The organism is Rhizobium sp. 01T417 (assembly GCF_056398905.1).
The window spans coordinates 1-20,208 of record NZ_JBFTQH010000063.1; the positions used below are offsets into that span (position 1 = coordinate 1).

Here is a 20,208-nt window from a genome sequence, read left to right on the forward strand (position 1 = left end):
CGTGACAAAACCCAAAGGGTTTTGCACTTGGCGCGGGGTGGAGCAGCCCGGTAGCTCGTCAGGCTCATAACCTGAAGGCCGCAGGTTCAAATCCTGCCCCCGCAACCAACAAAACCTGAATATTTGCCAGTCAAGTCGCCTCACAGAAACCTCCTCCGCATAGGCGGACGGCCTTCACGTGTAAATTCGGTAGCTCAAGCAGGTGCAGCCGGGAGGGGCGGTCGGGCAGGGCTATGCAAACATATTGGGGCCGATCTCCCCGCCAACTTCAATGATCACATCCGCGGGGACATTGTTCCTCCTTGCCGCGGCGCGAATGGCTTCAGGATTTGGCGCTTCGTAAAGGCAGTATGTCTTTTTCCTGTCGGCGCTGAGGAACGAAAAAATCCACTTCACCGCTTCCTCGTCGTTGATCAGGTTGATTTCCTCGACTCCCTCTTTCGACAGTTGGAGTTGTTCGGCAAAGTTTCTTTCGATGATATAGCGTGGCATGATGAGACCCTCTTCTCACCCAAAGCGGCGAACCTCTGATCCTAATGAATGGTCTGCTTCAGTCGCTGTTGCAGCCTGACCATTCCCAGTTCGGCCGCAGTTGACCGGGCATGCTCGGATAAGGACATTGCTCTCTTTATCGCGGCTCTGCTACCTATTTTCATTAGCAAATCGGAATATTCGGCCTGCGTGTGCGCGAGCCACGGTCGCGAGCCGATCGCCGAGTTCATCTCGAGAGCATGCTCATAGTGCTTTGACGCCCGATCGAATTCACCCAGCGCGGCGGACAACATGCCCAGATAGCGGCTTGCGGCACCGAAGCAGACAGTCGCCATACCTATCGTGACGGTCATCTCCTTGTAGTCGAGCATAAGCTTATAGAGTGTCCTGGCCGCTTCCATGTCCCCCAGGCCGGCGGCGACTTCCGTTAGAAACGAGAGGGATGCGCTTCGTTTTCCGTCAAGCGGCAGGGTGAAGCGTGTGCTGAAAAGCTCTTCCAATCTCCGCTGGGCGGCTTCCCGATAACCCAGGTCAAAGGCGACCAACGCGAAGCCCGGCAGCCAGGTGATTTCGTCCGGGTTTTCCTCGATCAACAATTTCATGACCGGTGCGACCTCCGAGAGACGGCTCTGCTCCCGGCGGATCGCGAACATTTGCATGCCGTAGACACCTTCGGGTGCCACGCCAAGGGTGTGCTTGCCCAGCTTCAGCGCTTCTTCGGCAAGCTTCTCGGCGGCGGTGAACCTCCCATCGAGGATGGCCATCATCGCTCTTGCGATCCGAGCGTAGAACTGGACGTTGAGATGCTGGCGCTTGGTGCCGAGTTCCTCCAGGGCGTCGACCGCCCGATCGGCCCGTGCGCGCTCGCCCAGTTCAGTCGAGACGTAGGTGTCAATGGAAAGCGCCCTGGTTAGCACATCGTCATCGTCGATCTCGCCCGCAAGGCGTCGTATTTCGTCAATGCGGGCCATCCGGTTGTTTTTCTCCGTGGCGGTTTTAACCGGTGAGGCTGTCAGGAGCGGGAGAACGGAGAGCTCCACAAGAGAAGTCTTGTCGCCAACCTCCCGGGCAAGTTCTATTCCAACGCTATGGCATTTTGCGGCCCTCTCGCTGTCACTGAGGTAGGCGTAAGCCCGCGCGAGGTGGCTGAGAATCTGGCACCGCGACTTCTTGTCCGCTGGTTCAACCATCGCCATGGCCTCCTCGAGAAGCGGCAGTGTTTCGGCAAGCGAGTTCGAGGAGAGAAATTGGGAGCCGTCGAGGCCGATCACTGCGCGAACGAAGCCCTGAGTGTCTGCCGCTTTGCGTGCCAATGGGGCGGCCAGCCTGTATTTCGCCAGCGAATCCGTCATGCGGCCGGCAGCGTACAGGGCGTCGCCTAGTTTCAGGACTGCTGCGAGAAGGTCTGTTTGGTGGCCGGGCTCGTTGGGCAACTGTTCCGCGATCGACAGTGCGTTCTGGAAATGGTCGACCGCCTCGTAGTTGGCGGATCGTGCAAGGGCTCGTTCTCCAGCTTTCATCCAGTATGGAAGCGCGAGTTCGACCCGTTGCGCTTTCTCGTAGTGTTGGGCGATGAGTTCGGGCTGCGTGGCAGCGACATCGGCATACTGGTCGACGAGAACCTTGGCGATTTCCTCGTGGAAATGTCGCCGCCGCCGGTTGAGGAGCGATTGGTAGGCGGCATCCTGAATGAGCGCATGACGGAAAACGAGGGTATCATTCAAGACACCGCCTCCGACGACGATCTGGCTGGAAACAAGCTGGTGCAGTGCTTTCTCGAGGATCCGATCATCGAGACCTGCAATCTTCGACAGAAGGCCACGATCGAACTCCCTGCCAATAACGGCAGCAATCTGGGCGACCTCTTTGGCTGTTGCCGCTAGATGATCGAGACGAGCCATCAAAGAACCCTGCAGGCTGTCCGGGATCTCTACGTTGAGCGACGGTGACGTTCCGCTCTCGATGATCGTGCGGGTCAACTCCTCTATGAACAACGGCACGCCGTCCGCTCGCTCTAAGATCATTTCGGCAAGCTGTTCGGAAATGTCGCAGTCCATCGATCCGATGAGCTCGCGCATCTGTTGCCTAGTCAGACGTCCAATGGAGAGTGTTGTCGACTGCGACAATCCACTGGCCCAGTCCGCGCTCCATTCCGGTCTATGGGTGACGACGACGAGGGCGGCCGTACCGTGAAGCCGGCCGACGAGTTCTTCTAGCAATTCGATGGTGGACGGATCCATCCAGTGTGCGTCTTCTACGACCATGAGCACCGGTGCGATTCTGGTCGCAAGAAGCAATCGGTTCGCGAGAGTGCGGACGAGAAGTTCCTTACGCTGGTGGGCGGAGAGATTTAGCGGCTTGAACTCGTCACCGCCATCGAGCGAAAGCAGCTCCGCATAGATCGCACCAACTTCCGAGGGCCTTTCGCCGTAGCGGCTGACAAGGGTGCGAAACTTCTCGACTCGCGTGTTTCGGTCGTCTGCCGGCGTAAACATCGCGACCCGGCTCAGTCGCTCGACGATCGGGTAAAAGGCCGATGTGGCGTGATAGGGCGAGCACTGCAATCGGATGAGTTCATGCTCTGTCTCGCGCAGATGTTCTTCGAAGGCTTCGACAAGACGGGATTTTCCGATGCCCGCCTCCCCCGACAAAAAGACCATCTGTCCTTGGCCGGCCTTCGCCAGCTCCCACCGTTCGAGCAGTAGCCCGATCTCGCTGGCACGTCCGACAAATTTCGAGAGCTTTCTGGAATGCGCGGCTTCGAAACGGCTGTCCACCTCTCGCTCGCCGCGGACTTCGAACAGCGCAGTGGGCGAGGTGAAGCCTCTCAGCGTCCGCTCGCCGAGGCTGGCGATTTCGAACGACCGCCCGGCGAGGCGGCGGGTGCTGTTCGAGACCACGATCTGCCCTGGGGCGGCCGCCCCCTGCAGACGTGCCGCCAAGTTTGGGGTGTCGCCGGCGATCGATCCACGCTCCTTCGCGCTGCCATCGGTGTCGCCAACGACCACGTGCCCGGATGCGATGCCGATCCGAGCCTTCAGTCCCCGCTGGTTGGGCGACTGCAGCGCATCGACGGCGGTTATCGCCTCTAGACCGGCCCGGATCGCGCGCTCGGCGTGGTCCTCATAAGCCATGGGCCACCCAAAATAGGCAAGCACGCCATCTCCGAGATACTTGGCGACATAGCCTCCGAACCGCGTGACTGCGCCCGCGACGCTATCCTGATAACGGCGGATCAGCTCGTGCATGTCTTCCGGGTCGAGTTGCTCCGACAACGCAGTCGATCCTACGAGGTCGCAGAAGAGCACGCTGAGCAGCCGTCGGTCAGCCGCAGCGTCCGTCGCGACGGGAGCGGGCTGCTGTTCGTCCGGAGGTTGCTGCGCAAGTCCGTTTATCGCGGCTAGAATAATCTTCCGGTGACCAAGCGAGACGCCGAGTTCACGGAGGTCGGATTCCGCGACATGAGGGAGCGCTCGCAGATCGACGTCATTCTCGATGAAGGCCGCGGCGTACTTGCCGAGACCGAGTTGGGCTAGCCAATCCTCAATCGTCTGCATCGACTTTCAATCCGCTCAACCGTTCCCGAAAAATACCACGAACGTCGGCATCCTGCCACGCAGTGCCGGGAGCCGCTCGCGTTGAACAGGCCGAGCAATCGATGGCGAATTTGCGAACGCAGCCCTCGCAGATCATGCGGCATTTCAGCGCCAACACTAAGGACGATTATAGACTATCCGCATCTTGCAGCGCATTCTTCGAAGTCGCAATCGACCGCTGTGGGGATCGAATTCAGTCGTCAGCGCATCATCCTTCAAACGCCCCTCGTCAGTATTCGATTCGACGTCATGAGCTCGGAGGCTCGGCTTCAGGAGGGTGTTATGATCAGCGAAAATATCGGGAAGTTCACACAGATTCTTCGCGGTGCTCTTATCGGGCGCGACCATGCCGACTACGAGGACGCCCGCAGGCTCTACAACGCCATGATCGACAAGCGGCCGCTCTTGATCGCAAAGTGTACGGATGCTGCGGACGTGATTGCCTCCGTGAACTTCGGCCGCGACAACGAACTTCCGATCGCCGTCCGGGGCGGCGGCCACAACGGGGCTGGGTTTGCCAGCGTTGACGACGGCATCGTCATCGACCTGTCGCCGATGCGGGGTGTGCGCGTCGATCCCGTCAAGCGGACAGTTCGTGTAGGGGCCGGGTGTACGACCGGCGAGGTCGATCATGCCACCCACGCCTTTGGGCTTGCCATCCCCTTCGGTGTCGTCTCAACCACAGGTGTGGCGGGCCTGACGCTGAACGGCGGCCACGGATACCTCACCCGCCAATATGGGCTTGCCATCGACAATCTGATCGAGGCCGACGTCGTGCTCGCGGACGGCACGCTCGTCACCGCCAGCAAGGCCGAGCGCCCGGATCTGTTCTGGGGGCTGCGCGGCGGCGGTGGCAACTTTGGTGTGGTCACCAGTTTTCTGTTCGAGGCGCACCCTGCGGACAGCGTTTATGCCGGTCCGATCTTCTGGGAGTTGAAGGATGCTGCGACGGTGATGCGCTGGTACCGCGAGTTTTTGGCGACTGCGCCGGACGAGTTCTACGTCTTCCTTGGGCTGCAGACGGTTCCCTCCGCCGATCCGTTCCCGGTGGAGCATCGTGGCAAGAAGATCTGCGTGCTTCTCGTTTCCTACAATGGAGCGGTCGCCGACGGGGAGAAGGCAGTTAACGCCGTCCGCAGGGCGCTCCCGCAGCCGATTGTCGATTTTGCCGGTCCGATCCCGTACCCGACACTTCAAGGCATGTTCGACGGACTCTTTCCGAAGGGCCTTCAATGGTACTGGAAGGGTGATTTTGTGAAGACGCTTCCGGACGCGGCGATCGAAGCACACATCGAGCAGGTGGCCAAGGCACCCAGCGAACCCTCGTGCATGCACCTCTACCCGATCGATGCCGCCGTCCATCGCAAGGCAAGAGATGAAACGGCGTGGAATTGCCGGGATGCCACATGGTCGATGGTTATTGCCGGCGTTGACGCCGATCCGCGCCAGGCGGCGACGCTGAAAAAATGGGCGACCGACTACTGGCAGGCGGTCCACCCGTTCAACCTCGACGGCGCTTACCCGAACTTCATGATGGACGACGAAGGCGATGTGCGCCTGAAGGCCACGTATGGCGACAATTACGAGGGTCTTGTCCACCTGAAAAAGAAGTACGACGGGAGCAACCTGTTTCGGATGAACCACAATATTCGCCCTGCCGCCTGACGCCGAGAGGGGCGTCACTGAAAGGCGCTTCCTCGATCCTGGCGGCCACTGCGATGGTGGCTGCCAATGTACACCTTTGGCGTAATGGCGTCACCCGCCGAGGCCGCTTGCGGCCCTTTGCTGCCGTTCGAGATCGATCCGAGGAACGTGCGGTATGTGCTAGAATGCGGCCCGAAAGCGGAATGCGACAGACGCACGGCGAGGGGCGGTGTGATCGAACCGGAATTCGCGCGACCGAGCCGACGTTGTGCTCTTGGAAGGAGAGACGAGGACGATGCCGACACCACAGCAACCCAGTCTAATAGTTCGACAGAAATCCCCACAGAACATCGAGTTTCCGTTTGCGTCGCTCTCCGATTGGCGGATCCCAACGGAGCTGTTCTTCGTGCGAAACCATTTTCCGTCACCGGACCTCAATGCGCGAGACTGGAGATTGCGCGTTGACGGGGCGGTGGAGCGGCCGATCGAACTTGACCTCGACAGCATCAAGGCGATGCAGAGCACGACTTTCACCGCCGTCGTCGAGTGCGCAGGGAATGGGCGCGTCTACTATGTGCCGGCGAAGGAGGGGTTGCAGTGGCAGAACGGGGCCGTCGGCAACGCCGCGTGGACGGGTGTTCTTCTGCGCGAGATTTTGGAAATGGCGGGCGTTAGGCGAACCGCACATGAGGTTCTGCTCGTAGGCGCCGACAGCGGCGTCGTCGACGCGAACAAGAAAACGGCTTCTCCAGGCCCCATCGCTTTTGCCCGCAGTTTACCGCTGGAGAAGGCCGTCGCTGACAGCACGATCCTTGCCTATTCGATGAACGACGAACCGTTGACGCGCGATCACGGCTACCCGCTACGCGCGGTGGTGGGTGGCTGGTTCGGCATGGCTTGGGTCAAGTGGATCACGCATATCACGGTTGTGGAGCAACCGTTCCTTGGCTACTGGCAGGCGCGCGACTATTTCCGTTGGGAGCGCAGCCTTGGGGAACCTAGGCTGGTCCCCCTTACGGAGATGGAGGTCAAAGCGCAGATCGCGCGTCCCGTACAGGGGGCGCATCTCATCCTCGGCCAACCGTGCCGGATTTTCGGAGCCGCCTGGAGCGGAGAGGCTGGTATCCGGCAGGTGCAGGTCTGCACCGGAGATGGCAGGGGCTGGCGCGAGGGAAGGCTTCTCGAAACAGAATGTCCCTTCGCATGGCGCTTGTGGGAGTACATGTGGACCCCTGAAAAAGTGGGGCGATATATACTGCGATGTCGCGCGATCGATGGGGCGGGGTGCGTGCAGCCCGACCTCCCGCGTTCCGACTGCGAGAGCTACGCGGCCAATTGGATTATTCCGGTGGATGTTACGGTCGTTCCCGAGCCACAGACGTACGCGGAGGAATTCGTGATCTAATCACCCGCGTGGGCGGAATGGCGGCTTATGGCAGTGGGTTCAATTGATCGCCGCAACACATTCTGCAAATTTTTGCGCGGGCGTCTGATAAAGCAAGGTCTTTCTTGGACGTTCGTTGAGCTGCCTGGCGATAGCATTGAGCTGGGCTTGGCTATGTACGGACAGGTCAGTGGCGCGCGGTAGGTATTGGCGCAGCAATCGATTGGTGTTCTCATTTGAACCGCGCTGCCAGGGTGATCTGGGATCGCAGAAGTAAATCTCAACGTCAGCGGCTATTGCCAGTCGTTGATGGTCAGCCAACTCCTTGCCCCGATCCCAGGTCAATGATTTGTAGAGTTCGCCCGGCAGTTTCTGTGACTGCTTTATCAGCGCAGAAACTACGCTTTCGGTATCCTTATTGGCGACCTTGATCAGCATGACGTAGCGCGAGTGACGCTCGACCAGCGTCGCGATGTAACTGTTCTTCGACCCACCGATAAGATCGCCCTCCCAGTGACCGGGGACTGCACGGTCGTCAGCGGACGCAGGCCTCTCGCTTAGAACCTCAATCTCGACGACCGGCTGGCTACGAATACAGTCGAGTTGTTGGTCGGCACCGCGTGCGCCTCCTCCGCAGTGCTGGTCGGAGGCGAATGGCTGGTATGCTTTGACAACTCACATCTTGAAGAGCCTTTCAAAGCCCCGATTCTGACCGCATCCGAATACGAGCCGGACTGGCCCCCGAAGCCGCGTGATCGCCTTAGACTCGGATCGGGCACCGGGGAACGTGGCACATTCGGCCCGGCAACGCTTTGGAATTCCAAGGCAATCGGGAACTATTATCCGAGCGACTTTGCCGATGGTTCCATCATCAAGTCGATCGGCGATGCGTTGTTCTGGAACATGTTTCCAGCAAAGGAACCTGAGAAGCATTCGTCTGCCGATTTTGATTGGGAAGTATTTCTCGTCACCCTCGCACCAGGCCGAGTTTCGCGCCAATGAAGACGCTGAGCTATTGAAGCGCTACGGGGTTTCCAACCTGTCGTTTGCTGACCGCATCCTTGGTGGCGAAGTGTCAGACGTGCCGAGCTCAGCCCGCCAGTTGAGGGTTTGACGAGCCGGGGTCTGCGGGAACCCAAAAAGCCCAGACAATAACCGGGCGCGAATCTCCTTGATGACAAGACTTCTGACCAGCCTGGGCTCGAGTGCGGAGCGCAGGGTCTGCTTGTGAAAGTGATCGGCCTTGCCGCTGGTCGCCGCGATTTCAAGTACTCGGGAGTGTGTGGTTGTTCCCGACTTGCTATCGCATCTATGGATTCCATATCATTCCAAAATGAAGCCCCAGAGCATTGGGGATCTACACGACGTTTACCCCGTCGACAGGCAGCTGAGAGTCTTAAGTTCGTCGCGGCACAGTCTGCGAGACAGAGCGACCGGTCGGGTCGCAAGCCCTATACGTCGCCTTGAGCGCTTGTGAGAGCGATATGTTTACGGGAGGGAGCCATGAGTTCGCGGGGCGGACAAGGCGATGATCTGTCACTGGAACCCGAAAGGGTTCGTGATCAGCTTGATCGCATCTTGTCGAGCGCCGAGTTTCAGGTTCCGGAGCGTAGTCGGAGATTTCTTGCATATGTCGTCGATGAAGCACTGGCGGGACGATCAGAGAATCTGAAGGCTTACACCATTGCGCAGGCGGTCTTCGGCCGAGATGCTTCCTTTGATGCCCAAAACGATCCGGTCGTTCGTATCGAAACAGGGCGTATTCGCCGCGCCCTGGAGCGATACTACCTCGTGGTCGGGCAAAGCGATTCCATACACATCGCCATACCCAAGGGTGGATACGTACCGAGTTTCACCGCAAGCCAGTCAGAGATTGCGTCAGGACGTCATTCGCCGGGAAAAGATGTCGACGTGCAGGAGGCGCCGGTGGCGCAACATAAACGTCCGCTTGCCTACCGGGATTTTATCCTGCCGGTTGGTGTCCTGCTTGTCATCGCCGCCATGGGCATGTTGGTGCTGATGCGGCCGCTCCAAGAACTGGTTGCTTCACTGAACCCTTCGTCGGGCACACCTTTGCCTGCGGGAGATGAGATGCGGCCGCAGATCGTCGTGGAGCCTTTGGTCGGCATAGGTCGGGACAATGGCGACGCCGGCATCGCCAAGAGTCTGACGGATGGCGTCATTGTGGAACTGACGAAGGTCAAATCAATCGCTGTCAGGACGCCTGGGCCGAAGGCGCATATCGCGGCGCCAAACCAACCGTCACTCTCCATCCAGGGCAGCGTGGGCACCGAGGATAAGCGGTTGCATGTCCAAATCCGGCTGGTTGATCGAGCCGACGGAACCGTTGTCTGGACAGGCGCCTATGACAGAAACCTTGACGAAGGACGCATTCTTGACGTGCAGGATGAAATCGCCCGGCTGATCGCGGATGCGATATCTCGGAGGCAGTAGGGTCAGCCTCCTTCCATATAGAGAGTGCAGATGCCACAGATGCTGCAGCGTCGAACTTATTTACCGGTGTCCGCGGCGGGTTCGATTGCGACACCTGCGGCTCGTAGACCTTTGAAAAATGCTTCCTGATCTTCCGGGCGCTGCAGACGCAAGGAAACCTCCTTGCGGATGTTCTTCATCAATCCGGATGCATGGGCATTCAGCCATTCCCGTTCCTGCCTGGCGTCAGCCGTTTTCCCGGCCGTGCCAAGAATAGCAAGGAGCACGAGGTGATGCGTGGGATTGTATTCCAGGTCGGACATGCGAGACCACAGTTCCGCGGCCCCGACGTCATTCCTCATCAGGGCACACAATGCCATGCCCACTTCGTAGTATCCCCTCGGGCCCGCATTCTTGTTGACGGCGCTCGAAATCAGCTCGCAGCCTGACTGCCATTTCCCCGACATGGCCAGCCGCAACCCGTATTCCCCCGCGACCTCGGTATCATTGGGGTTCATGGCATAGGCTGCAGCACCCGCCTGAAGGGCTTTGTCGACATCATTTCTGAAAAAGCTCACCTGCATGAGAGCCTCAAGGACACGCGCATCGTTTGGGGCAAGCGAGGCTGCCCGCTCCGCCGCGCTGGCGGCTAATTCCAGCGTCTCGTCCGTTGAGGATGTGCCGAGCTTATAACGAAACCTCATCTCGTCCAGGTAGGTGAGGGACAGAAGCGCCCAGGAGGCAGCGCTTTTCGGAAACAGCTCTGTCGCTCGTTGCAGACAGTCGCGCGCCGTGTTGTGCGTCTGGGCATTCATCGACCTACGGTAGCTATAGTAAGCCAATCTGCAGGCATAGGCGTCCGCATCTCCGCTCTGCGGATGCCGGGCAAGTGCGTCGGTGTCGGCTTGAAAAACCGCACCATATGGTTCCGCGACAGTGCTGGCGATCTCTTCAGCGGCGCCGGTCAGGATCTCGAGCTTGCTTTGCGCGCGAAGGTCCGCGTCGTAATTGTTCGCCCAAATCACTGCACCGTCGGATTGGCGCACGAGCCGGGCGACAAGCCGCAATCTTGGCCCGTCGAGTTGGACATTGCCTTGCAAACCATAAGCATTCGGGCTCGGTTGTTCGGCCTTCGACGCATCCGCGACAACGACGATGTCATCGAACTTTGCTAGCTTGCCGATAATCTCGTCCCTCAGGCCACGCGCGATGTCGGAAGCAGCATTTGCGGAACCCTCATCCTCAAAGGACTCGACAATGACTCTGGGTTCGGCCGCTTCTGTCGGCGAGGCGCCTGAGGGATTTTGGTGCCACCCCGACAATGCCTGTGGAAGGACGATATAAAGCGAAGCTGCCGCGAGCAAAAGGGCGGTGCCGAGCGTCAGCGTGGTCGATAATTGAGGGCGGCCGAAAGATTGGCCGAGGCTGTGAAGCGGCCCGGTGTCACGGTGACGCTCGATCGCTGGCGCGAGATCAAACTGCGGCGCCGCGAGCGACGGTGTCGGAACGTTGTGAGCATATTCGAAGCACGGCCTGTACCCACCCTTGGGGATCGTAATCGTTACCTCGTCCGCTTGGCCGGCGATGAGGTAGTAGCGTTCAAGTGCTCGGCGGACTCGGCCTGCTTCGATCCTGACGACAGGATCGTTCTGGGCGTCGAAATTGACCTGGCGACCAAAGACCTCATTGGCGATTGTGAAGGCCTTCAGGAATTCCGATCGGCCTGCCAAGGCTTCGCTTATGATGAATTGCAGAAACTTGCGGCCCCGCTCCGGCGAATGGAATTCTTCGCTCGCCAGTATCCGTTCAAGTTGGTCGTAGATTTCCTCGGCCGTCGGCTTCGAGGGCTTGGCTATTGCGCTGCTCATGATGACGCCCTAACGAGATCACGCAAATATTTTAGCTGAATATAGTATTAGCTCAGAACTGCCGGTGGCTGCAACCGCTACATACGATACACCTTCAAATGGTTACCCGCCGGTTGAGCGCGGTGCAGTCCGATTTGGGTCACTGGTTTTGGCCTAGAACAGTCCATCAAACCGATCGATAGGTGCAGCGTTGGATAAAATTCAATCCGTGCCGGTGTTCTCTGCCATCGCCGGGGCAGCCGTAGCCCCGGGCAATGTCTCTGATGGCCAAGCCCAGGCGCGCAGCAGTTCGTAAAAGACACTGAGCACGATTGGCCCCAGAAACAGGCCGAGCAGGCCATGCGAGAGAGTTCCGCCGATGACGCCGATGAGGATTACCGGCATCGGAGTTGAAAGCCCTCGGGACATCAAGATCGGCTTCAGCACGTTGTCCACGACCGTGATCGGGATCGCCACGACAGTGAAGGCAAAGGCCATCGATGCAGGCCAGGAGAACCATGCCCAGATGATGGCCGGGATAAGAACGAGGCCAGGGCCAAGCTGCATCAGGCAAAGCATGAACACGGCAAAAGTCAGGGCTCCGCGCGCCGGAATATCGAAGAAGGCAAAGCACAGGCCGCATAGGAGCGTCTGAAGCAAGGCTACGCCGATGACGCCGCGCGAGACGTTGCGAACCGTTGATCCCGCCAGCCGCGCAAAGCCAACCCCCCTCTCTCCGCCGATGCGGCCCGCCAATACCTGAATCGTTGCTGCAAGGCGGGGGGACATGGTGAGGAAGATGCCGGAGAGAATGACCGACGCGACGAAGCTCAGCACCCCACCGCCGATTGCTGCAAATTTGGCGATGATGACTCCCATGACCTCGCGGAGAGGCGCCTGGAATTTCATGATTGCTGCCGCGAGATTGCCGGCGACCTGGTTCCAGCCGGCGTAAAGGCGCTCGCCCACCACTGGCCAACCACGTAAAGCCTCAGGCGCCGCGGGCAAGGTGAAATTGTCGGACTTCAATTGCGCCACGAGAGCCAGGATTGCATCGGCGAAATTGACCGCGACAAGCGCCAATGGCGCGATTATGAGCACAAGGCACGCTATGACAATAATGGTGGCCGAAAGCTTGGGCCGATCTCCTAGAAGTCTGGACAGACCGGTGAACATCGGAAAGAGCGCTACCGCGAGGATCGCGGACCAGATGACGATCAGCGCGAATGGCGCAATCAGCTGCAGGCTCCAATAGGCGAATAGCCCGATGATGCCGATCCGCACCAAGTCGCTGACCCGTGCCTCTACCGAAATCGGCGCGGGACCGGCTTCTGCCGCGGTCCCGCTCTTCTGTTGCTGCATTGCGTAGCCTATTCCACGGTTTTCCACAGTGCATGCCTGAACGGATCAGGCGTCATCGAGTCGTCTCCGGCACAACATGCCTGACGCTCTGATCCTCGACATAGTTCGATGGCCGCTTCTGCCGTTTGCCAAGATCCGGCGCGTCGAACTTTACCCGCTCGTAGGGGATCGACTGCAGGATATGGGAGATGCAGTTTATCCGGGCGCGCTCCTTGTCGTCGGAAGGCACGAGCCACCACGGCGCGTGGTTGCTGTCTGTCATCCGCAGCATCTCGTCATAGGCTCGCGTGTAGTCCCACCAGCGCTGGTAGGACTCTACGTCCATGGGGCTGAGTTTCCACTGCCGAACCGGATCGTCGATGCGGCGCTTGAAGCGGCGTTCCTGTTCTTCCTCGCTGACGGTCAGGAAATACTTCAGCAGAATAACGCCGCTTTCGACGATGGCCGCCTCGAAGCGGGGCGCAAGTTCCAGGAAGCGCTGAGCCTTCTTCTCGCTGGCGAAGCCCATGACGCGGTCAACGCCGGCGCGGTTGTACCAACTGCGGTCGAAGATCACGACCTCGCCGGCTGCCGGCAAATGCGCAATATAGCGCTGCATATAGATCTGGGTTTTCTCGCGATCGGTGGGAGCGGGTAAGGCGACGACGCGGAATACACGCGGGCTGACCTTTTCCGTTATCCGCTTAATCATCCCTCCCTTGCCGGCGGCGTCACGGCCTTCGAAGATGATGACAATCCGGGCGCCCGACTTCTTTACCCATGCCTGCAGATTCGCCAGTTCGATCTGCAGTCGCCTGATTTCCTTGTCGTAGTCCCAGGACTTGGCTTTCTTATGCTTGCCCTTGCGTTCCGCTGGAACCTCTTGCTTCGGATCGTATGCTTCGTCCATCGTTCCCTCCATTGTTTAACGCGCATTCCCTGCGACATTGCCCATGAGCGCGCGCAGGGCCTCTTCCCGACCATTGAAAAGATTGTGGGCGCCGATCTTCTTGATGAACCCGGCACGCTCCAGGATGCCGCGACTCTCCTCGCTGACGTCAGCAATGGCAAAGACGATGTCCCGCTTGGCCAAGTCATCGGCCACAGCGTCGAGTGCGAGCGCACCTGTGCTATCAACGTGCGTGATGGCACCGGCGTCGAGAACGAAGCACTTGGTTCCGGGAGCAAGCTCTCTGGCAACCTCCGTCAGTCGCATGCGGACATAGTCTGCGTTGTAGAACAGGATGTTGCCCTGGATGGCGAAGACGGCAGCGCCTTCGACGGGGCGCGCTTCCGGGAAGCGGGCGAGCTCGAAGAAGCCGTGCCGTCCGGCAATGTGACCAAGAAGGCTGTCACGCGGAAACATCGTCTTGCGCAGGAGGTAGACGAAGGTTGCGGCAACGGCAACGACCACGCCGTTGAGGACGCCGAAGCTGATTGCGCCCCACATGGCGATCAGCGCAAAGACGAATTCCATGCGGCTGATGTTCCAGATCTTCTTGAGTTCCTGAATATCGATGAGGCTGATGGCGGCGCTTGCAAGGATGGCTGCGAGCGCGGGGATCGGCAGGATCCGCAGAGCGCTGTGGAGGAATACAAGAGCGGCGATCAGCGTGGCAGCTGAGACCAGTCCCGCCAGCTGGGAGACGCCGCCCGTGGAGAAGTTTATCGCGGTTCTCGAGTCCGACATGCTGATGGGAAAGGAACCGAACAGGCCGGGCGCGATGTTGGCCGCGCCGAGACCGATCAGTTCCTGGTTCGCATTGACGTTTTCACCAGTGCGCGATCCGAAGCTTCGCGCGGTCACGATGCCGGCGCCGAAGCTCACCAGAAAGATCGCGGCCGAACCAAGCACAAGCTTATCGAGCGGCATCTGATGGATTGCCGGCAGGGAAAAGCTCGGGAAGCCGCTTGGGATATTGCCCACGACAGCCATGCCACGTCCCTGGAAGTCGAAAAGCGCCGAGAGAATGACGGAAATAACAACCACGAGCACAGGACCCGGAACCTTGAGGTGGAACGCCTTGACGATCCAAAGCAGCGCAAACATGGAGAGACCGAAGAGAAGCGACGGCCAGTGGATCAAGGCGGCCTTGCCAAGAATTTCGGCGACCGGCGCAAGGAGACCATCCGACTCAATCTTTACACCAGTGAAGCGGCTGATCTGCCCGACGAGGATGGAAAGCGACACGCCGGCAAAGAAGCCCACCAGGATCGGGCGCGACAGGAAGCTCGCGAGGACGCCGAGGCGCAGCAGTTTTGCGGCGATGCAAAAGACGCCGACGCCAAGGGCGAGCGCCGATGCGATGGCAACCCGGTCAATGTTGGCAGCAGCCGGATCGGCCGCGATGATAACGGTCATCGCAGCCGCAAGCACCGTCATCGTTGCGGCATCGGGGCCGACGACCAAGAGCCGGGAAGGGCCGAAAAGTGCGTAGGCGATCGGCCCAACGATGCTGGCGTAGATGCCGGTCTCTGGAGGCAGGCCAGCAATCGCCGGATAGGCAATGGCGCTCGGCAAACCCACCGCGGCGATCGACAACCCGGCAGGGATATCGCTACGAAGCCAGTCTTTCTTGAAACCGGCCAGGCCCCGCAACATTAGTAGGTTGCCTATCAACTCGGGCTCCCTCTGCTCTCTCGTGGTTGATCTCCAAGCTTGTCCGGCCGCCGCATCCAGGCAACGACCGGAAATTGTTGATGCGTTCAGTGTTCGAGGAACACGTAGTTCATCCAGCTGCTCATGCGTAGCAGGACCTTTCGGAGGAGAGCGACGTGGTGCCAGTAATGTGTGTAGACCGCGACCTCGGCGACCACACCGCCGGGCAGTTGATACCCGTCGGTGCTCTCCAGTATTTCGATACCCGCCAGTGTCTGCCCCGGCGACAGCCGTTCGGGCGATTGCGGGTCGATCAGCGCGCCGCCTGGCTGCAACTGGCCTTGCGCCATCACATCGATGACTTCCCGGACGCGCGCCTTGAAGATCTTGCCGGGGACGGCCTTGAACGCCACCTCGGCCTCGTCGCCAACCCGCACGCGCTGGAGCGAATTCTGAATGAAGGCGGCAGCGAGGTACCGGTCCTCGCTGTTGATGAAGACCATCACCGGCCGCAAGGGCAGGGGATTCGCCATCATGCCGGGACGTAGGAAAACCTGCGTCACGTATCCGTCGCTCGGTGCGCGCACGGTCGTCTGGTCAAGCTCGTATTGCGCGTTCGCCAACTCTGCCTCCAGCCGCGCGACCGTGGGATTCGTTCCGTTGATCTCGGACTCGTAGGCGAGCCTTGCTTGCGCCGCCTGAGCACGGGCTGTATCGACGGCGGCCTCGGCCGTCAGGTAGATGCCGCGCCGGTTCTCGACTTCGAGTTCGGAGTAGACGGCACCTCTGCCGCTGGATTTTGCGTTTTCATTCGATGCCTGAAACTTTTCGAAGGCCTGCAGCGAGCGGTCCCTAGATGCTTCCGCACCTGTTACGGCCGAATTGGCGGCATCGAGAGCAGCCTTCAACTGCAGGACGGTCTGCTTGGCTTCGGCAAGCGACGCCGTTTTCTGATCGACGGCATATTGATAGGGCCGAGGATCGATCCTGAAGAGAACATCGCCCTTCTTCAACGGAGCATTTGGCGTGACCGGCACCTCTACGACCTGGCCGCCCACGACCGGGATGACCGGAGCCGAGGTAAAATAAATGCGCCCATCGCTGGAATAGGGATGGTTGTAGCTCATGAGCAGCACCAGCCCGGCAATGATGAATATGCCGCCGAGGACAGCCGTCGCAAGCGACCACTGGTTCACTGGAATTCTGAACAACTTGAAGATCGCGAAGCAAAAAGCCGCGTAGGTCAGCATCAGGAGTAATTCCATCAGACCTTCTCCCTCTCTGCCATTGGAGCCTCGAGTTCCGCGATCCGTGCGTGGAGACGGGCAATTTCAGCGTTGGCTTCGGCTTCTGGGGATAGCTTGCCATCCGTCCGGATGCCCCAACCGCGATCCTCGCGGTAAAGGGTGGCCCAGATGAAAAGGAAGGGCCAGATGACGTGCAGCGTGAACAGGCTCACCCATCCGGCAACGTGGATGGCGTCCTGGTGCGGATGGTTCCTGGCCTTGGCGATCAGGTGTGGGATGTCGTGGATCGCGATCACTGCATAGAACAGAGTGACTACGACGAAGAGCAACACTCCCAGTGCAAAATAGTCGAGAAACACCGTTCCTCCTTTTCGGTTTGGTCTGGCCGCCTCTTCGGCTTGGTCTGGCCGCCCGTTCGCTTGCTGTCGACCTGCGGATACTAGACCCACTTTGGCGCAAAGACCCGTAGCATCACGTATCCTCTATTGGTCTGACGAAAGGTGCAGCCGCTGAAGATGATCTTGGATGGTCGCCGTAGCAGATCGATGGAGGATGGCAGGAGCGACCGGCGCAAAGGGAAAACTCCGCCGAACGTAGGATCGCGTAAGTTACGCCGCCATTCCGGGCTGACGCTATATGATGCAACTCTGCTTAACGCATTTGACAGCGGGGCGGGGATGGTTTCGGGAGATAGCAATTCTACACCTTTGTCGGTTCTCGAAAGGGCCGAGGCGCACTTTCCTGGCCAGGCGCAGCTGGTGCAGCGGCTCTTTTACGGGAGCGACGCGTTTCACAGCATGTGCGAGGATCTGGCAATCGCGGTGGAAACCTTGGCGCATATCGAGCGCCTTCCCGAAAGCGTGCGCGAAGCGCGGCGGCAAGAATATGCCGCACTGGTTGAAGCCCTTTTGAAGGAAATGGGTGAGGCGCTCGCACAATCGAAAATCGTGATGCTTAGGCGGCCTTCGGACACCAGACCAAAATCTCCGTGAGGCACTTACACAAAATTTGTTTTGATTCAGAGGAGGTCGTTGCGTGGTGAAAGCAAGATATTTGAGATTGCTTGCGGGGCTTTCTGCGCTGGCAATCATTTCGATGCATCCCGGCCCGCCAGCATATTCACAGACCGCGACCCCCACACAGAAACCCGCCTCGACAGAGGCGACGGCGCCGGAGGCCGCTCTGCTTTCCGAGAATGAGCTTGAAGTGCTTGTGGCACGCATCGCCCTCTATCCGGACGAGCTCGTGGCGGCGATCTCGGCGGCTTCACTGTTTCCGGTGCAGGTCATCGAGGCTCAGCGTTTCCTGGAGGCCAAGAAGAAAGACGCCGATCTCAAGCCGAAGGATGATTGGGATGGAAGTGTCATCTCGCTCCTCAACTATCCAGATATCGTCAAGATGATGAGCGACGACCTCGATTGGACTCAATCGCTGGGTGACGCGCTTACAAACCAGCAAAAGGATGTACTGATCGCCATTCAGCAGCTTCGCGACGAAGCGGTGGCGAAGAACGTCATCAAGACCGACGACAAGATCACGGTCGTGACTGAGAACGAGAACGTCGTCATACGACCGACCAATCCCGAGAAGGTCTATATCCCGCAATATCCACCCGAAATGCTCTATGAGCCAGGCTATACGGCCGCTCCGATCTCCTACTATCCCAATTCTTACGACAGCTACTATTATCCGGGTGCCGGGTTCTTTGCCGCCGCGGTGACGGGCGTCGCCTGGGCTGCCATCGTCAATTGGGACGATTGGGGCGTTTGGGGCGGCAATTGGCGCGGCGATGTCGATATCGACTGCAACAACTGCTTTAACGACCGAAATTTCAACGGCAAGGTCAAATGGAACGACGTCGACTGGACCAAGGTCGATCGCAGCAAGCTGAATATCGACAGGGATCAGCTCGCCAACATCGATCGTTCGGCGATCAAATCCAGCCTGCAGTCCGACAACCGCAACCAGCTCAAGAACAAGGTCAGCGACCGGCAGGCGAACCGCGGACAAGGAGCCAGAAATGTCAGCACACGTGCTGACGATATTCGAAAGAGCACTGCGGAGGGCCTGAGGGCAAATCCGAGGGCAGGCGATGCTGTCGCCAACCGGCCGGGTGGGGCGCGTCCGGATGCCCGCCCGGGCGATCTGGGCAATCGCGTGGATGCCCGTCCAGGAAATCCCGCCAATCGACCGGGCAATGCTGCCAACCGTCCATCAAAGCCGGCAGTCAAGAAGCCAAGCGCACCGAAGATGGCGGCGCGGCCCGACAACCGTTCGCGCCAACCGAGCGCCCTCGGCAACGTGCAGTCCGGCCGGCGTGAAGCGGTGGCTTCCCAGCGAGGCGGACAGAGCATGGGAGGCGGGCAACGGGGTGGTCCACGTCCCTCCGCTCAACGCTCGCGCCCGATACCACACGGCGGCGGCGGCCGTGGCGGCGGGGGGCGTGGAGGTGGCGGTCGGCGATAGGGTGTCCAGCTATTCAGATTTCCGGAGATAAACCATGAGACCACAGTTTACGTTGATTCCGCTGTTGCTCGGAACGGCTCTCTCCCTGGCGTGGGCGGCCCCGTCGATGTCGCAGATTCAGACGAATCTTCAGGAATTCGTGGCCGGTACGCCGCCGTCATTCGATGACCCATCGGCGGCGCTTGAGCGGTTCAAGACGGTGTTGAGCGCCAATGATATCGATGGCCTCGCGAGCCTTCTCGGTCTGGACGCGGCCAAACTGCGATCCAGCAAGGAGGCGATGTTAAGCTATGAAACGATCCGCGAGGGCGCGTTGCGCCAACTGCAATTGCAGGACCTCCATGATCGCAAGGTGGTTCTGATTGGCGACGTCATGTGGCCGCTGCCCTTTCCTCTGTCGAAGAACAAGGACGGCAAATGGGCATTCGATACCGAGGTCGGTTTGCAGGAGATCGTCAACCGCCGCGTCGGTCAGAGCGAACTGGCGACAATCCAGACGATGCATGACTATGTGAACGCCCAATACGCCTACGCGCAAATCGACGAGGACGAGGACGGACTTTTCGAATTTGCGCAGAAGCTGATCAGCACCCCGGGACAACGCGACGGCCTCTACTGGGAGCCCGGTGCCTTTGATGAAGAAAGCCCGGCGGGGCCCCTGATCGAAACGGCCGCCTTCAGTAAGGCGAAGCGCGGCGAAGGCTACTATGGCTACCGCTATCGCATCCTGACGGCCCAGGGCCCCAACGTGATCGGTGGAAAGCAGAGCTATATCGTCAATGGCAACATGACGGGCGGTTTTGCGTTGATCGCCTGGCCGGTCAAGTATCACGTGACCGGGGCTCAGACCTTCGTCGTCAATGGTTCCAACATCGTCTACCAGCGAGATCTGGGGCCCGAGACCGAGCAGCGCGCCGCGGCGATCAAGGAGTTCAACCCCGACGACAACTGGACGGTCGTGCGCGACTGAGGTGTGGTTCCGGCAGAACGCTTCAATTTAGCCCCGAAGCCTCTAGGTGTGTGGTCCCGGAATGAGATGGTGCGGATTGATTTTGAAGATTGACGGGTCCCTTGTCCAGGCGTTGCAGATTGCTTGATAGGGCGTTCGCCATCGGAGCGCCTTGAGGTGTTTGGCGAAGTTGTAAGCAGTGACGAAGGC

At 59.5% G+C, this 20,208-nt stretch carries 14 protein-coding genes, 1 tRNA gene and 2 pseudogenes; 7 read left to right on the forward strand and 10 right to left on the reverse strand.

The genetic code is table 11. The annotated features are described in order from the left end of the window. Positions 1–31: 31 nt before the first annotated feature. Positions 32–108, forward strand: a tRNA-Met gene (locus tag AC1DPR_RS30180). Between the two features lie 123 nt (positions 109–231). On the opposite strand, the gene AC1DPR_RS30185 is transcribed toward AC1DPR_RS30180, so the two are convergent. After that, a complete protein-coding gene (locus tag AC1DPR_RS30185; RefSeq protein ID WP_477817857.1) occupies positions 232–492 on the reverse strand; it encodes a DUF4242 domain-containing protein in 261 nt (86 codons plus the stop codon). Positions 493–533: 41 nt separating this feature from the next. Next, on the reverse strand, positions 534–4,049 hold the full coding sequence (locus AC1DPR_RS30190) for an AAA family ATPase (protein ID WP_169684504.1): 3,516 nt from the start codon (positions 4,047–4,049) through the stop codon (positions 534–536). A 321-nt stretch (positions 4,050–4,370) separates the two neighbouring features. Between AC1DPR_RS30190 and AC1DPR_RS30195 the strand changes: the two genes are divergently transcribed. Continuing rightward, positions 4,371–5,753, forward strand: coding sequence for an FAD-binding oxidoreductase (locus AC1DPR_RS30195; RefSeq protein WP_025658815.1), 1,383 nt, complete (start codon positions 4,371–4,373; stop codon positions 5,751–5,753). Between the two features lie 385 nt (positions 5,754–6,138). Further along, positions 6,139–7,137 (forward strand): sulfite oxidase, encoded by a 999-nt coding sequence (locus AC1DPR_RS30200; RefSeq protein WP_477817858.1) that lies wholly within the window; start codon positions 6,139–6,141, stop codon positions 7,135–7,137. A 39-nt stretch (positions 7,138–7,176) separates the two neighbouring features. On the opposite strand, the pseudogene AC1DPR_RS30205 reads toward AC1DPR_RS30200, so the two are convergent. Then, positions 7,177–7,677, reverse strand: a pseudogene (locus AC1DPR_RS30205) (IS30 family transposase); the annotation flags it as partial. A 942-nt stretch (positions 7,678–8,619) separates the two neighbouring features. Between AC1DPR_RS30205 and AC1DPR_RS30210 the strand changes: the two are divergent. Then, positions 8,620–9,570, forward strand: coding sequence for a hypothetical protein (locus AC1DPR_RS30210; RefSeq protein ID WP_018856443.1), 951 nt, complete (start codon positions 8,620–8,622; stop codon positions 9,568–9,570). 56 nt (positions 9,571–9,626) lie between these two features. Here the strand turns inward: AC1DPR_RS30210 and AC1DPR_RS30215 are convergent, their stop codons facing one another. The 6 genes from AC1DPR_RS30215 to AC1DPR_RS30240 form a co-directional block, all read right to left on the reverse strand. Further along, complete coding sequence (locus AC1DPR_RS30215; protein ID WP_169684464.1) at positions 9,627–11,417, reverse strand: hypothetical protein; 1,791 nt, start codon at positions 11,415–11,417, stop codon at positions 9,627–9,629. 201 nt (positions 11,418–11,618) lie between these two features. After that, a complete protein-coding gene (locus tag AC1DPR_RS30220; RefSeq protein WP_477817859.1) occupies positions 11,619–12,758 on the reverse strand; it encodes an AI-2E family transporter in 1,140 nt (379 codons plus the stop codon). Between the two features lie 52 nt (positions 12,759–12,810). Next, complete coding sequence (gene ppk2 / locus AC1DPR_RS30225) at positions 12,811–13,647, reverse strand: polyphosphate kinase 2 (protein WP_018856446.1); 837 nt, start codon at positions 13,645–13,647, stop codon at positions 12,811–12,813. A gap of 15 nt (positions 13,648–13,662) precedes the next feature. Further along, positions 13,663–15,339: a SulP family inorganic anion transporter gene (locus AC1DPR_RS30230; RefSeq protein ID WP_477817860.1), complete on the reverse strand. Its 1,677-nt coding sequence runs from the start codon at positions 15,337–15,339 to the stop codon at positions 13,663–13,665. A 104-nt stretch (positions 15,340–15,443) separates the two neighbouring features. Then, positions 15,444–16,601, reverse strand: a complete 1,158-nt coding sequence (locus tag AC1DPR_RS30235; RefSeq protein ID WP_018856448.1) for an HlyD family secretion protein — start codon at positions 16,599–16,601, stop codon at positions 15,444–15,446. Beyond that, the gene (locus AC1DPR_RS30240) at positions 16,601–16,942 is read right to left on the reverse strand and encodes a DUF3302 domain-containing protein (protein ID WP_018856449.1); all 342 of its coding nucleotides are present in this window, start codon (positions 16,940–16,942) and stop codon (positions 16,601–16,603) included. The genes AC1DPR_RS30235 and AC1DPR_RS30240 overlap by 1 nt, the downstream gene beginning before the upstream one ends. A 318-nt stretch (positions 16,943–17,260) precedes the next feature. Here AC1DPR_RS30240 and AC1DPR_RS30245 point away from each other — a divergent pair, with 318 nt between their 5' ends. Genes AC1DPR_RS30245 through AC1DPR_RS30255 form a run of 3 tightly spaced genes read left to right on the forward strand, consistent with a single transcriptional unit; the run spans position 17,261 to position 20,019 of the window. After that, on the forward strand, positions 17,261–17,575 hold the full coding sequence (locus AC1DPR_RS30245; protein WP_025658824.1) for a hypothetical protein: 315 nt from the start codon (positions 17,261–17,263) through the stop codon (positions 17,573–17,575). A gap of 46 nt (positions 17,576–17,621) precedes the next feature. Then, positions 17,622–19,049, forward strand: coding sequence for a DUF3300 domain-containing protein (locus tag AC1DPR_RS30250; protein ID WP_477817862.1), 1,428 nt, complete (start codon positions 17,622–17,624; stop codon positions 19,047–19,049). A gap of 34 nt (positions 19,050–19,083) precedes the next feature. Next, on the forward strand, positions 19,084–20,019 hold the full coding sequence (locus AC1DPR_RS30255) for a DUF2950 family protein (RefSeq protein ID WP_477817861.1): 936 nt from the start codon (positions 19,084–19,086) through the stop codon (positions 20,017–20,019). 42 nt (positions 20,020–20,061) lie between these two features. On the opposite strand, the pseudogene AC1DPR_RS30260 reads toward AC1DPR_RS30255, so the two are convergent. Beyond that, positions 20,062–20,208, reverse strand: a pseudogene (locus AC1DPR_RS30260) (IS481 family transposase); the annotation flags it as partial.